The organism is Mesorhizobium sp. P2_F7, assembly GCF_056403695.1.
This window is the reverse complement of sequence record NZ_JBFUFA010000020.1, coordinates 14951-28249: the sequence shown is the minus strand read 5'-3', so window position 1 is coordinate 28249 and position 13299 is coordinate 14951. Positions and strand designations below refer to the sequence as shown.

12 protein-coding genes are annotated in these 13299 nt (G+C 63.9%); all 12 read right to left on the bottom strand.

Annotated elements, in window-relative coordinates; genetic code table 11:
- Positions 1 to 55: 55 nt before the first annotated feature.
- The 12 genes from AC1DZ8_RS32015 to AC1DZ8_RS31960 all read right to left on the bottom strand — a co-directional run bounded on the left by AC1DZ8_RS32015 (position 56) and on the right by AC1DZ8_RS31960 (position 13196).
- Positions 56 to 1204 (bottom strand): acyl-CoA dehydrogenase family protein, encoded by a 1149-nt coding sequence (locus tag AC1DZ8_RS32015; RefSeq protein WP_477306964.1) that lies wholly within the window; start codon positions 1202 to 1204, stop codon positions 56 to 58.
- Positions 1204 to 2016 (bottom strand): enoyl-CoA hydratase family protein, encoded by an 813-nt coding sequence (locus tag AC1DZ8_RS32010; protein ID WP_477306965.1) that lies wholly within the window; start codon positions 2014 to 2016, stop codon positions 1204 to 1206. Before AC1DZ8_RS32010 ends, AC1DZ8_RS32015 begins: the two co-directional genes overlap by 1 nt.
- A complete protein-coding gene (locus tag AC1DZ8_RS32005) occupies positions 2013 to 2483 on the bottom strand; it encodes a MarR family winged helix-turn-helix transcriptional regulator (RefSeq protein WP_477280145.1) in 471 nt (156 codons plus the stop codon). Before AC1DZ8_RS32005 ends, AC1DZ8_RS32010 begins: the two co-directional genes overlap by 4 nt.
- A complete protein-coding gene (locus tag AC1DZ8_RS32000; protein ID WP_477306968.1) occupies positions 2477 to 3250 on the bottom strand; it encodes an SDR family NAD(P)-dependent oxidoreductase in 774 nt (257 codons plus the stop codon). Before AC1DZ8_RS32000 ends, AC1DZ8_RS32005 begins: the two co-directional genes overlap by 7 nt.
- On the bottom strand, positions 3247 to 5541 hold the full coding sequence (locus tag AC1DZ8_RS31995; RefSeq protein WP_477306970.1) for a bifunctional salicylyl-CoA 5-hydroxylase/oxidoreductase: 2295 nt from the start codon (positions 5539 to 5541) through the stop codon (positions 3247 to 3249). The genes AC1DZ8_RS32000 and AC1DZ8_RS31995 overlap by 4 nt, the downstream gene beginning before the upstream one ends.
- A gap of 143 nt (positions 5542 to 5684) precedes the next feature.
- Positions 5685 to 6284: a VOC family protein gene (locus AC1DZ8_RS31990; protein ID WP_477402291.1), complete on the bottom strand. Its 600-nt coding sequence runs from the start codon at positions 6282 to 6284 to the stop codon at positions 5685 to 5687.
- A 77-nt stretch (positions 6285 to 6361) separates the two neighbouring features.
- Positions 6362 to 7192, bottom strand: coding sequence for an ATP-binding cassette domain-containing protein (locus AC1DZ8_RS31985; protein WP_477402289.1), 831 nt, complete (start codon positions 7190 to 7192; stop codon positions 6362 to 6364).
- Positions 7185 to 8063, bottom strand: coding sequence for an ABC transporter ATP-binding protein (locus tag AC1DZ8_RS31980; RefSeq protein WP_477306976.1), 879 nt, complete (start codon positions 8061 to 8063; stop codon positions 7185 to 7187). Before AC1DZ8_RS31980 ends, AC1DZ8_RS31985 begins: the two co-directional genes overlap by 8 nt.
- On the bottom strand, positions 8060 to 8908 hold the full coding sequence (locus AC1DZ8_RS31975; RefSeq protein WP_477306978.1) for an ABC transporter permease: 849 nt from the start codon (positions 8906 to 8908) through the stop codon (positions 8060 to 8062). Before AC1DZ8_RS31975 ends, AC1DZ8_RS31980 begins: the two co-directional genes overlap by 4 nt.
- Positions 8901 to 9908: an ABC transporter permease gene (locus tag AC1DZ8_RS31970; RefSeq protein WP_477306980.1), complete on the bottom strand. Its 1008-nt coding sequence runs from the start codon at positions 9906 to 9908 to the stop codon at positions 8901 to 8903. Before AC1DZ8_RS31970 ends, AC1DZ8_RS31975 begins: the two co-directional genes overlap by 8 nt.
- Before the next feature lie 71 nt (positions 9909 to 9979).
- Positions 9980 to 11509 (bottom strand): ABC transporter substrate-binding protein, encoded by a 1530-nt coding sequence (locus AC1DZ8_RS31965; RefSeq protein WP_477306982.1) that lies wholly within the window; start codon positions 11507 to 11509, stop codon positions 9980 to 9982.
- Between the two features lie 112 nt (positions 11510 to 11621).
- Positions 11622 to 13196 (bottom strand): phytoene desaturase family protein, encoded by a 1575-nt coding sequence (locus AC1DZ8_RS31960; RefSeq protein WP_477306984.1) that lies wholly within the window; start codon positions 13194 to 13196, stop codon positions 11622 to 11624.
- Positions 13197 to 13299 lie beyond the last annotated feature (103 nt).

Sequence of the window (13299 nt, the reverse complement as noted above, 5' to 3'; positions counted from 1 at the left end):
AATGCCTCCCCGGTATTCCTAAAAACCAAATCTCAAAATCGAATATGTCTTGCCGTCAGGCTGCACCCATCACTTGCCGCGCAATGACCACTTTCTGCACGTCGGAAGCGCCCTCATAAATGCGCAGCGCGCGAATTTCGCGATAGAGGCTCTCGACGATATGGCCCTTCCGAACGCCGTCGCCGCCATGCAGCTGCACGGCCTTGTCGATGACCTCCTGCGCCTTGTCGGTGGCAAACAGCTTGGCCATCGCCGCCTCGCGGGTGACGCGCGCGGCGCCCATGTCCTTGGTCCACGCAGCGCGGTAGACCAGCAGCGCTGCCGCATCGACGTCCAGCGCCATATCGGCGACATGGCCTTGCACCATTTGCAGCTCCGCCATCGGCGCGCCAAACAGTTTGCGCTCCGCCACCCTGCCGACGCTTTCATCAAGCGCCCGGCGGGCAAAGCCGAGTGCCGCCGCGCCGACCGTCGAGCGGAACACGTCAAGCACCGACATGGCGATGCGGAAGCCGTCGCCCGGTTTGCCGATCAGCGCCGAAGCCGGCACCCGGACCTGGTCGAAGGAAAGCCGCGCCAGCGGATGCGGCGCGATCACTTCAAGGCGCTCGGCGATGCCAAGCCCCTTGGTGTCGGCAGGCACGAGAAGGGCGGAAAGCCCCTTGGCGCCCGGCGCCTCGCCGGTGCGGGCAAAGACGACGTAAAGATCGGCAATGCCGCCATTGGAAATCCAGGTCTTCTCGCCGTCGAGGGTGTAGAAGTCGCCATCGCGGCTCGCCGTCATTTCGGTGTTGGCGACATCCGAGCCGGAGCGTGGCTCCGACAGCGCGAAGGCCGAGATCGCCTTGCCGGCCCTGGTCTTGGCCAGCCATTGCTGCTGGTCGGGCGTGCCGAACAGGCTGAGCGCGCCGGTGCCGAGGCCCTGCATGGCGAAGGCGAAGTCGGCCAACCCGTCATGGCGCGCCAGCGTCTCGCGCGTGATGCACAAAGTGCGCACATCGAGCGGTCCCGGATTGTCCGTATCGAGCGCTGTCGGTTTCAGCCAGCCGTCTCGGCCAAGCCTGGCCACGAGCTCGCGACAGGCGGCATCGACGTCATGGTGATCGACGGGAAGGTTTTTCGCGCACCATGCTTCCAGCCTTTCGGCCCATTCGCGGTGGCGATCTTCAAAGAACGGCCAGTCGAGGAAACTCTTGTCAGCCATCAATTGCCCTCGAACACCGGTTTTTCCTTGGCCACGAAGGCCTTGTAGGCGCGCTCGAAGTCACGCGTCTGCATGCAGATCGCCTGCGCCTGCGCTTCTGCCTCGATCGCCTGGTCGAGGCCCATCGACCATTCCTGGTTGAGCTGCGTCTTGGTGATGCCGTGCGCGAAGGTCGGGCCGGAGACGATGCGCGCCGCCATCTCGAGCGCGTCGGCTTCGAGCGCCGCCGCATCGACCAGCCTGTTGTAAAAACCCCAGCGCTCGCCTTCCGCCGCCGTCATTGTGCGGCCGGTGTAGAGCAGCTCGGCGGTGCGGCCCTGGCCGATGATGCGCGGCAGGATCGCGCAGGCGCCCATATCGCAGCCGGCAAGGCCGACGCGGGTGAACAGGAAGGCGGTCTTGGCCTCCGGCGTGGCGATGCGGATATCGGCGCTCATGGCGATGATGGCGCCGGCGCCGACCGCGACACCGTCGACCGCCGCGATGATCGGCTTGCCGCAGTTGAGCATCGCCTTGACGAAATCGCCGGTCATGCGGGTGAAGGCGAGCAACTCCTTCATGTCCATCTTGACCAAGGGGCCGATAATGTCGTGGACATCGCCACCCGAGCAGAAATTGCCGCCATTGGACAGAAACACCACGGCGTCGATGTCGTCGGCATAGACGAGATCGCGGAACGTATCGCGCAGTTCCGCATAGCTGTCGAAGGTCAGCGGGTTCTTGCGCTCCGGCCGGTCGAGCCGCACCCTGGCGATCCTGCCTTCGACCTCCCAGAGGAAGTGTTTTGGCTTGAGGCCGGCCATCGAACTCATTCGCGTCCCTCCCAGTTGCTGCGGAACGAGGTCAGCATGCCGGTCAGCCGGCGCGCATCCTCCTCGCTGACCTTGCCCAGCAATTCGCCGATCCAACCCTCATGCGCCGCGGCCATTGCGGCAAAGGTTTTGGACCCCTCATCGGTCAGCCGCACCATCGACGTGCGGCGATCGCCATTGCGGCGCGCGCGGGCAACCAGGCCTTCCGAAACCAGCCGGTCGACAATGCCGGTGACATTGCCGTTGGACACCAGCAGGAAGCGCGACAGATCGCTCATCAGCATGCCTTCCGGCGCGCGGTAGAGGGCGGCCATCACGTCGAAACGCGGCAGCGTGGTATCGAATTCTTTCTTCAGGCGCTCGCGCAGCTCCGCCTCGATCGTGCGCGAGGCGCGCAGCAGCCTGATCCAGAGACGCAGCCGGTCCTTGCCGGGTCCCGACGGCGCGGGCAATGGGCCGGCTACCATGTTTCGCCTCCTGAGATCGAAATTGCCTGTCCGGTGATCGAGGCCGCCGCATCGCTGCACAGCCACAGCACCGCCGCGGCAACCTCCTGCGGCTGGATGAAGCGGCCTTGCGGGTTGGTCGAGGCCAGGCTCGCCCGCGCCTCGCCAGCCGAGCGGCCGGTCTTTTCGACAATGCGCTGGACAGATGCTTCCAACATGTCGGTCTCGACGAAACCTGGGCACACGGCGTTGACGGTGACGCCGGATTTCGCCGTCTCGGCCGCCAGCGCCCGCATCAGCCCGACCACACCATGCTTGGCCGCCACATAGGGCGCGACATAGGCGTAGCCTTTCAGCCCCGCGGTGGAGGCGATGAAGACGATCCGGCCCGCCTTGCGCGCGGCCATACCGGCCAGCGCCGGCTTCACCGTCAGGAAGGCGCCGGTCAGGTTGACGTCGAGCGTCCGCTGCCAGTCGGCAAGCGAGGTCTTGTGCGCCGGCGTGCTGCCGGCCATGCCAGCATTGGCAACGACGATATCGAACGGGCCGCGCAGGGCTTCCGCTTGCGCATAGAGCGCCGTCATCGCCGCCTCGTCGGTAACATCGGTCGATATGGCGTGGATGCGGTCGTTCTCGCCGGCCACCTTGGCAAGCTCGGCATCGCGCCGCCCGCATATGGTCACCGCGATGCCGGCTTCGGCCAGCACGAGTGCGATGGCCCGGCCGACGCCGGAGCCGCCGCCGGTGACCAGCGCATGTTTGCCGGAAATCGCTGAAGCCGTCGTCATACTTTCAGCCCCGCCGCTGCATCGCGCTCGGCCAGCCGGTAGATCTGGTCGCGTCCAGGCAGATAGGGATCCGGCCATTTGACGCCGCGGTCGCCGAGCGTCACGGCCGCATGCAGCGTCCAATAGGGATCGGCGAGATGCGGCCGAGCCAGTGCCACCAGGTCGGCGCGGCCGGCCATCAGGATCGAGTTGACATGGTCAGGCTCGTAGATGTTGCCGACCGCCATCGTCGCCATCCCGACCTCGTTGCGGATGCGGTCGGAAAATGGCGTCTGGAACATGCGGCCATAGACAGGCTTGGCGGCAATCGAGGTCTGACCCGCCGAGACGTCGCATAGGTCGACGCCGGCTTCATGCAGCATGCGCGCGATCTCCACCGCGTCGGCCGGCGTCACACCCTCGATGCCGACCCAGTCATTGGCTGAAATGCGCACCGAGATCGGCTTTTGTGCCGGCCAGGCGGCGCGCACCGCATGGAAGATTTCCAGGGGATAGCGCATGCGATTTTCGAGGGAACCGCCATAGCCATCCGTGCGCTGGTTGGTAACCGGCGTGATGAAGGACGACAAAAGGTAGCCATGCGCGGCATGGATCTCCAGCATGTCGAAGCCGCAACGATCCGCCATCTCGGCGGAGGCCACGAACTGGTCGCGCACCAGATCCATGTCGGCGCGATCCATCGCCTTCGGCACCTGGTTCTGCGGCGACCATGCGATCGCCGAAGCCGCCATGACCGGCCAGTTGCCGGAGGCGAGCGGCACGTCGGTGCCTTCCCAGCCAACACGGGTTGAGCCCTTGGAGCCGGAATGGCCGATCTGGGCGCAGATTTTCGCCTCGGTCTCGGTGTGGACGAAGTCGACAAGCCGCTTCCACGCCACCTTATGCTCCGGCGCATAGAAGCCGGGACAGCCGGGCGTGATGCGCCCCTCCGGGCTGACGCAGGTCATCTCGATGTAGACTAGGCCGGCGCCACCCTTGGCGCGTTCGGCATAGTGGGCGAAATGCCAGTCGGTCGGGCAGCCGTCGACGGCCTTGTACTGGGCCATCGGCGAAACCACGATGCGGTTGTTGAGCTGCATTTCGCGCAGCTTGAACGGCGCAAACATCGGCGCCCGGCGCTGCCTGTTGCCGCCCGCGCCCGCCTGGCGCTGGAACCATTCCTCGGCGCTTTCAAGCCATTCGGCATCGCGCATCCGCAAATTCTCGTGGCTGATGCGTTGCGAGCGGGTCAGCAGCGAATAGTTGAACTGCACCGGATCAAGGCCGAGATAGCGCTCGACCTCCTCGAACCATTCCAGCGAATTGCGCGCCGCCGACTGCAGCTTCAGCACCTCGGTGCGGCGCGCATCCTCATATTTGCGGAAGGCCGCGTCGAGGTCCGGTTCGGTTTTGACATATTCGGCCAGTGCCACAGCACTTTCCAAAGCGAGCTTGGTGCCGGAGCCGATCGAGAAATGCGCCGAGGCCGCCGCGTCGCCCATCAGCGCCAGGTTCTTGTAGGACCAGCGTTCGCACAGCACGCGCGGGAAATTGATCCAGGCTGAACCACGGATGTGATTGGCATTTGTCATCAGCGCATGGCCGCCGAGGTGCCTGGCAAAGATGCGCTCGCACACCGCGATCGATTCCTGCTGCGACATCGCACCGAAGCCGAAGGCCGCCCAGGTCCGTTCGCTGCACTCGACGATGAAGGTCGCTGTCTCGCTGTCGAACTGATAGGCGTGCGCCCACACCCAGCCATGCTCGGTCTTCTCGAAGATGAAAGTGAAGGCGTCGTCGAATTTCTGGTTGGTGCCTAGCCAGACGAATTTGCATTTGCGGGTGTCGATGTCGGGCTTGAAGACATCGACGAAAGTGTTGCGCGCCTTTGAGTTCAGCCCGTCGGCGGCAACGACCAGATCATGCGTCTCCATATAGGGCTGGGGGTCGGCGATATCGCTTTCGAACATCAGCTTGACGCCGAGTTCGCGCGCGCGCCGCTGCAGCAGGACCAGAAGTCGCTTTCGGCCGATGCCACAGAAACCGTGGCCCGACGAGACCGTGCGCACGCCGTCATGGATGACGGCGATGTCGTCCCAATAGGCGAAATGCTTCTTGATCCAGACAGCGCTGACCGGGTCGTTCTTGGCAAGGTTGTCGAGTGTTTCGGCCGACAGCACGACGCCCCAGCCGAACGTGTCGTCGGCGCGGTTGCGCTCGAACACCGTAACCTCGTGCGCAGCGTCGCGCAGCTTCATCGAAATGGCAAAGTAGAGGCCGGCTGGTCCGCCGCCGAGAACCGCAACCTTCATTCGTGCGATCTCCTCTTCGCTTGCTGCACCCCAAGTATTGCGCCGGAGATAAAATATTTCAAGCTTAAAGTTTCATATTGGAATGACTGCCTGGGCAATGGGTGGCGCGCTTGCGGGTCGGCCCCGCAAACGCGCTCTGGAAATCACTTCTCAGGGTTCTTCGGGTTCCACAGAACGGTCTCGGCACCCTTCTCATAGGCCATCCCATCGGGATAGCTGATCGCCTCCAGTTGCAGCCCCCATGGCGCCTGGAAATAGAGGATGATCTGGCCGGCGGCCGGCCCTTCCTTGACCGGCAGCGGCCCCATCCGCGTCTTCACGCCCTTCCCGTCGAGATAGGCTTTCGCCGCAGCGACGTCGTCGACATACAAGGCAATGTGAAAGCCGCCGATATCGCTGTTCTTCGGCGTCAAATCCTTCTGGTCGGGCGCGGTGTATTTGAACAGTTCGATGTTCGATCCATAGCCGCAACGCACCATGGTGACCTGCTCGATGACAGCCTTCGGATCGACACCCAGAAGGTCTTGCATGAAGGTGCCCTTGTCGTCAGCGAACGGACCGAACGACATCGCTTTCTTGCAGCCGACCACTTCGGTGAAGAAGTCGACCGCCTGCTTCATGTCGGGAACGGTGATGCCGGTATGATCGTGGCCGCGCATGCCGGGGATCGAATCGGCCGAGGCCGCTCCCACCGAGCCGAACAGGATCGCGGCAAGCATCGTGCCGCGGGTTGCATAGTTCATGTTACCCTCCGTTCACGGGCTGATTTTGCTCTTCTGCACGTCCGAGGCCGGATGTTCGGCGTGCAGGATGAACAGTCCTATGCCGGCGCTTTCGCTACCGGCCGCAGCCAGTCCGCATCGATCTCAGGCAGTGGAATGGCGGCAAGCAGGTCGCGCGTGTAGGTCTCCCTGGGGTTGTCGAACAGCGCATCGGTGGCGCTCGCCTCGACGATCCTGCCCTCGCGCATGACGATCACTTGTTGGCAGAGCCGCCTGATCACCGACAGATCGTGGCTGATGAAGGCGACGGTCAGCCCCATCTCCGCCGCCAGCCTCTCCAAAAGCGTGAGGATCTGCGCCTGCGTCGACACGTCGAGGCCGGAGACGATCTCGTCGGCCAGCACGAATTTCGGCGACAGCGCCAGCGCGCGCGCAATGCCGACGCGCTGGCGCTGTCCGCCCGACAGCTGGTGACGATAGCGGCTGGCGAAGCTTTGCGGCAGTCCGACGCGATGCAAGGCTTCGGCGACGCGCTCCTTGAGCCTGTCGCCGAGCCCGTTCTGCTTGAGCGGCGCGGCAATGATGCTCGCGATGGTACGGCGCGGGTTGAGCGACGACATCGGATCCTGGAAGATCATCTGCAGGTCACGGCGCAGCGGCCGTAGCTCCGCCTCCGGCAGATGGGTGATATCGCGGCCCTCGAAGCTGATACTGCCGGCGCTCGGCTCCAGCAGCCTGACCAGAGTGCGGCCAAGCGTCGATTTTCCGGACCCGGATTCGCCGACGACGCCGGTCACCGAACCGCGCGGCAGATCGAAGTCCAGGCCTTTCAAAATCTCGGCCAGCGGCGCGCGGCCGATCAGCGGCTTGCGGGTCATGTCGGGCAGCGCCACCTTCAGCCCGCGCACGGAGATGAGCGGCTCAACCACGCGGCCGCCTCCACGCCTGGTCTGCCGCGGCGATCTCGGCGGCAAGCCCCGCCAGCACCGCCTCGTCCACCGGCTTCAGCGAAGCGAAGGGATCGGTGTAGCGCGGCGTCGCGGCCATCAATGCCCGCGTATAGGGATGCTCAGGCGCGGAGAAGAGTGCGGCCGTGTCGGCCTCTTCCACCACCTTGCCGGCATAGAGCACCGACACTTTCTGGCTGATCTTGGCAACGACACCGAGATCGTGGGTGACGAACAGGATCGCGGTGCCGTGCTCGCGCTGCAATTCGGCGATCAGGTGCAGGATCTGCTTTTGCACGGTGACGTCGAGCGCGGTGGTCGGCTCGTCGGCAACAATCAGCCGTGGCTCGGCGGCGAAGGCCGCGGCTATCAGCACACGCTGGCGCATACCGCCGGACAGTTCATGCGGATAGCTCTTCAGCACGCGGTCCGGATCGCGGATCTGCACCTCGTCCAGCAATTGCCGGATGCGCGTGTCGGCCTTCTCTCCGCTCCAGCCGAGGATGCGCACCAGCCGGTCGGTCATTTGCGGACCGATGCGCCGCGACGGGTTGAGTGCGGTCAGCGGATCCTGCGGGATCAGCGCCGTACGGGCGCCGATCAGCGTGCGCCTTGCCTTGGGCTGCAGTCTGCCAAGGTCTTCGCCTTCGAGTGCCATCGTGCCCTCGACGATGCGCACGCTCGACGGCAACACGCCGAGCACTGCCTTGCCGATCATCGTCTTGCCGGCACCGCTTTCGCCGACCAGGGCGCGTACCTCGCCGGGTTGAACGGACAGCGACACCGAGCGCAGCACGCGCAGCCCGGTTGGCAGCACGGCGCTCAGATCGCTTATGTCGAGGCAGGCGCTCATCGCAGCACCGGATCGAAGCGTGTCTTCAGCGCTTCGCCGAACTGGCTGAACGACAAGACAGTGAGGATCAGCGTGATCAGCGGAAACACCAGCACCCACCAGGCCTGGTGGATCGACAGCCGGCCCTCGGCGATGATGCCGCCCCAGGTCGGATCGTCGGTCGAGATCGACAGATTGACGAAGGACAGGATCGCCTCGACGATGACGGCGATACCCATTTCCAGCGACAGCAGCGCCACGATCGACGGCACCACATTGGGCAGCACTTCGCGCAGCATGATGCCGATGCGGCCATAGCCGGCGATGCGGGCGTTCTCGACATAGTCCATGCGAGACTGGCCCATCGCTTCGGCGCGGATCACCCGGCAGAAACGCGTCCAGTCGATGATGGCGATGGCGAGAATGACGGAGCTCAGGCCCGTGCCAAGCACCGCAACCAGCAGGATGGCGAACAGCACCGGCGGAAACGCCATCCAGACATCGACGATGCGTGAAATGATGCGGTCGGCCCAGCCGCCGAAATAGCCTGCGATCAACCCCAGACTTGATCCGACCAGACACGCGGCGATCGCCGCCGCGAAAGCCACGATAAAGGCGATGCGGCCGCCGAAGATCAGCCGGGACAACAGATCGCGGCCGAGGCTGTCGGTGCCCAGCCAATAGCCTGGCTCGGCGCCATCGAGCCAGAAGGGCGGCAGCCGCTCCAGCATCAGATCCTGCGCCAGCGGATCCTGCGGCGCCACCAGCGGCGCAAAGATCGCGGCCAGCAGCGCCAGCAACAGCCAGCCGCCGGCCAGCCACAGCCTCGGGCTCAATCCGCGCCTGGGGATGCGCGCCTCATCCATGACGCAGCCTCGGATTGAGCAGCGCGTACATCATGTCGACCGCAAGATTGATCAGCACAAACAACAATGCGAACACCAGCACGATGCCCTGGATCAGCGGCAGGTCGCGGTTGATCACGGCGTCGATCGCCATGTTGCCGAGCCCCTCATAGGAAAACAGCCGCTCGACGATGACCGTGCCGCCGATGAGGAAAGTGAACTGCACGCCGACCAGGGTCAGCGTCGGCAGAGCGGCGTTCTTCAGCGCCTCGCGCAGGATGACCTGCGTCTCGGAAAAACCCTTCACCCGCGCCAGCACGACATAGTCGAGGTCGAGTACTTCCTTCAGCGACTGTTTCAGCAATTGCGAGATGATTGCAGCCAGCGGCAGCGCCAGCGCCACGGCCGGCATCAGCATGTGCTTGAGCAGATCCCAGGTCAGGTCGAGGCGCAGCCGAAGCAAGCTTTCGAAGAAATAGAACTGGGTGATGAAGGGCAGGTCGAGCTGCGGCGACACCCGGCCGGAAATGTCGAAGATCGGCACCAGCACGCCGAACAGAAGGATCAGCACCAGGCCCCACAGGAAATCGGGAATGGAGAGGGCCGCGCCGCTGGCGATGTCGATGCCGGCCTCGACCGCCGTGCCGCGTTCGCGCGCGCCGAGGATCGCCGTCGTGCCACCGAGCGCCACCGCCATGATGAGCGCAACGATGGCGAGTTCCAGCGTTGCCGGCAACCGGTTGAAAACGAGGCCGAGCACATCTTGCCTGAGGGAAATCGAGGTGCCGAAATCGCCCCTGACGACACCCGACAGCCAGATGAAGAACTGCTGCACGATGGTCTTGTCCAGTCCGTAGAGCGCCCGCAGTCGGTCGATATCCTCCTGGGTCGCACCGGGCGGCAGCATCATGGCGATTGGATCGCCGGGAGCGACGCGGATCACGACGAAGACGACGACGGCGACGCCGAACAGCGTGACCAGCATCGTCAGAAGACGGATCAGAAATCTTTGCAGAAGCATGGTCGCCTGTATTTCCGGCGAAAAGGGGCGCGCCACCGGTTGCGGTGGCGCGCATGCAGTCTATGCCGATATCAGGCCGGGGTCATCAGCGCCGGCAGCAGCGCACCGGACACATGCTGCACCACATTGACGCCCTTGGCATGCACGATCGGTTGCGCATACTGGATCAGCGGCAGCACATAAGCCTGCTCGGCGATGTATTTGTCGACCGCCTTCCAGCCGGCAATGCGCTTGGCTTCGTCCTTCTCGCCCCACAGCGGGTTGATCATGTCGATCAAATCCTTGCTGTCCCACACCGAGTGCGGGCTCGGGCCATACATGGCAAAGCCGGTCGACGTCGTCGGATCGCCGATGGCGTTGCCCCAATTGTAGAAGGCGGCCGGCGCCAGCTTGTCGGCCGCGCGCAGTTCATAGTGCTTGGCGATCTCGTAGACCTCAATCGTCGCCTCGATGCCGACCTTGCGCCACATGCCGACGATCGCCTGGATCATCTCATAGTCCTTGGGCTTGAAGCCCTTGGTCGTCTGGATGGTGAACTTGACCGGCTTCTCCGGCGAATAGCCGGAAGCCGCGAGCAGCTCCTTGGCTTTTTCCGGATTGTGCTCGACCTTGATCGAGGCGTCGAAGGCCGTGTACTCCGGCGTCTCCAGCGTCGCGATCGGTTGGCCATAGCCGCGCAGCAGCCGCTTGACCAGAAGCTCCTTGTCCACCGCCATGACGGCAGCCTGGCGGACGTTCTTGTCCAGCATCGCTTCAATGTCGTTGAAGAAGATCATGCCGATATCGGAAACGTTCTTGCACGAGCCGGCGAGCCCGTCCTTGGCGACCAGCCGGTCATACTCCTCATAGGGGATTTCGAGCGTCACCTGGGAGGAACCGGATTCGATCTCGGCAACGCGGCTCGCCGCATCGGTGACGAACTTGATCGTCACATTCTCGAAGGCCGGCTTGTCGCCCCAATAGTGCGGGTTGGCCTTCAGCCGCAGGAAGGCGTTGCGCTCGAACTTTTCCACCATGTAGGGGCCGGTGCCGATCGGCGCCTTCTCGAAACCTTCGGCGCCGACCTTCTCGTAATAGGCCTTCGGCAGGATGTAGCCGGTCAGGAACGACATCCATTTGAAATAGACCGGGTCAAACTGCACGACGTCGCCGGTGATCTTGTTACCGTCGATCTTGAAATTGTTGACGTTCTTCCAGACGAACTGGATCGGGTTGCCGGTCTTCTCGTCGCCCGCCCGCTGCAACGACCAGACCACGTCCTCGGGCGTGAAGGGCGAGCCGTCATGCCATTTTACGCCTTCGCGCACCGTCATCGTCACCTTGGTGCGGTCCTCGTTCCAGCCCCATTCGGTGAGCAGGCCGGGTGCGAAGGACAGGTCGGGCTTCTGCGGTATGAATTGGTCGAACACCGACTGGTAGAGACCCTGAATGGTCGGGTTGACCGCCGAGGGTCCGGTGGTCGGGTCCCAGGACGGCAGGTTGACGTTATAGGCGATGGTGAGTTCGCCGGCCGCCGCCTTGGCGATCTGCGGCAGGCCGACTGCCGCCACGCCAAGTGCCGCGGCACTGTATCCCAGCAATTCGCGTCTGTTGATTGTCATGTTGGTTCCCCTTGTTGGTTTTGTTGTCTTTGCGCGGCACTGTCAGTTTATCGGTCCGGGCTTCGTGGGCAGCAGCGCCTTGCCTCTCGTCGCCTTCATGAAATCTCCCGAGCTACCTCCCGCCAAGCTGTTGCGCGAGCATGAAGCCCGAGGCTGCGCCGGTGCCGGCACCGGGCCATGTCGCGGCGCCTATGAGATGCAGATTGGCGACCGGCGTGTTCCAGCCGGCATACCCTCGCGCCGGGCGGAACAGGAAATTCTGCGCCAGATGATGGCTGCCGCAGACCTGATCGCCGCCGACGAGGTTGGGATTCTCACGCTCGAGGTCGATGGGTGAGAACACTGCACGGCCGAGGATTTTTGCACGCAGGCCGGGCGCATAGGTCTCAATGATGTCGAGCACGCGCTCGGCATAGGCATCCTTGACCTGATCCCAGTGCGCGGGCGCGATCTTGCCGGCCGCATCGCCAGCGATTTCGGCGGGCAGCATGCGCACCTGCACCCACAATATGTGCTTGCCCTGCGGTGCGCGCGACGGATCGATCGCGGTCGGCTGGCCGACGACCAGAACGGGCTCGTCCGGCAGCACGCCCGCCATCGCCTGCTGGTAGGTGCGCGACATCGCATCGAGCGATGGCGACAGATGCACATAGGCGAACTGGCGCAGCTCGGCACCGGCGCGCCAGTCCGGCAAATCGTCAAGCGCCAGATGGATCATCATCGTGCCCGGCGCATGCCGGAACTTTTTCATCGCCGTATCGAAGCCTGCGTCGCCGGAGCCGTTGGGCAGCAACTTGCCGGTCAACGCCTTGGGCGCAACGCCAGCTATCACAGCCTTGGTCGCTGTATGCGTCTCACCTGAGGCGAGCCGCACGCCTGATGCCTTGCCTCCGGCAACGGTGATTTCGGCCACTTCGGCACCGGTGACGATCGTGCCGCCGGCCGAGGTCACCATGCCCGACAACGCCCGGATGATGGTGTCGGCGCCACCCTTGCCCAGCACCATGCCAAAGCTCTGGTTGGCCATCGATTCCAGATAGGGGAACACCGCACCGCCGGCTATGTCGGGCGCGAAGTCGAGGTGCATGCCCCAGGTGGCGAGCGTTGCCTGCACATGCGTTGACTCGAAGTTTTCCTCCAGCCAGGCGCGTGGCGATGACAGCAAAAGCCGACCGGTGTCGAGCGCGCCGGACATGCCCTTCTTGCGCCACAGGTTCCAGGCGGTGCCGGCAAGCGCGCGGGCACTCATCGGCGAGCCCAGCAGCCGGAACAAATGCTCGGCCTCGCCTTGGAAGGCGGCAACGAGCTTGCGCCATGTCGCGGCATCGGCTGCGGAGAACGCAGCCATGCGGCTGGCGGTTTTTTCCAAGTCGTTGCTGACGCCAAACCAGCTTCCATCCGGGAAGGCGCTGGCGAAACAGTCGGCCACCGGCGCGAACTCGAGGCCCTGCGCTTTCAATTCATTTGCATATTTCCGGTGGAAGGCGGAGCCGGAAAACAGGCTCAGATTCATCGCGCCGAAATCGTGACGGAAGCCTGGAAGGGTAAATTCTCGGGTCTGGACGGCGCCGCCGATTGCTGCACTGCGCTCAAATATACCGGTTTTCCAGCCTTTGAGCGCCAGATGCGCGGCGCATGCCAGACTGTTGTGGCCCGCCCCGACAAAGATGGCGTCGAACTCGCTCACGCCCCGTTCCCATTTCCTTTATGCTTAAAGATAATTGCAGATGCATATGTTTTCGTCTAGTAGGATATTAAGGGCCGAGACGAGCCTTGATGATCATCAGAAA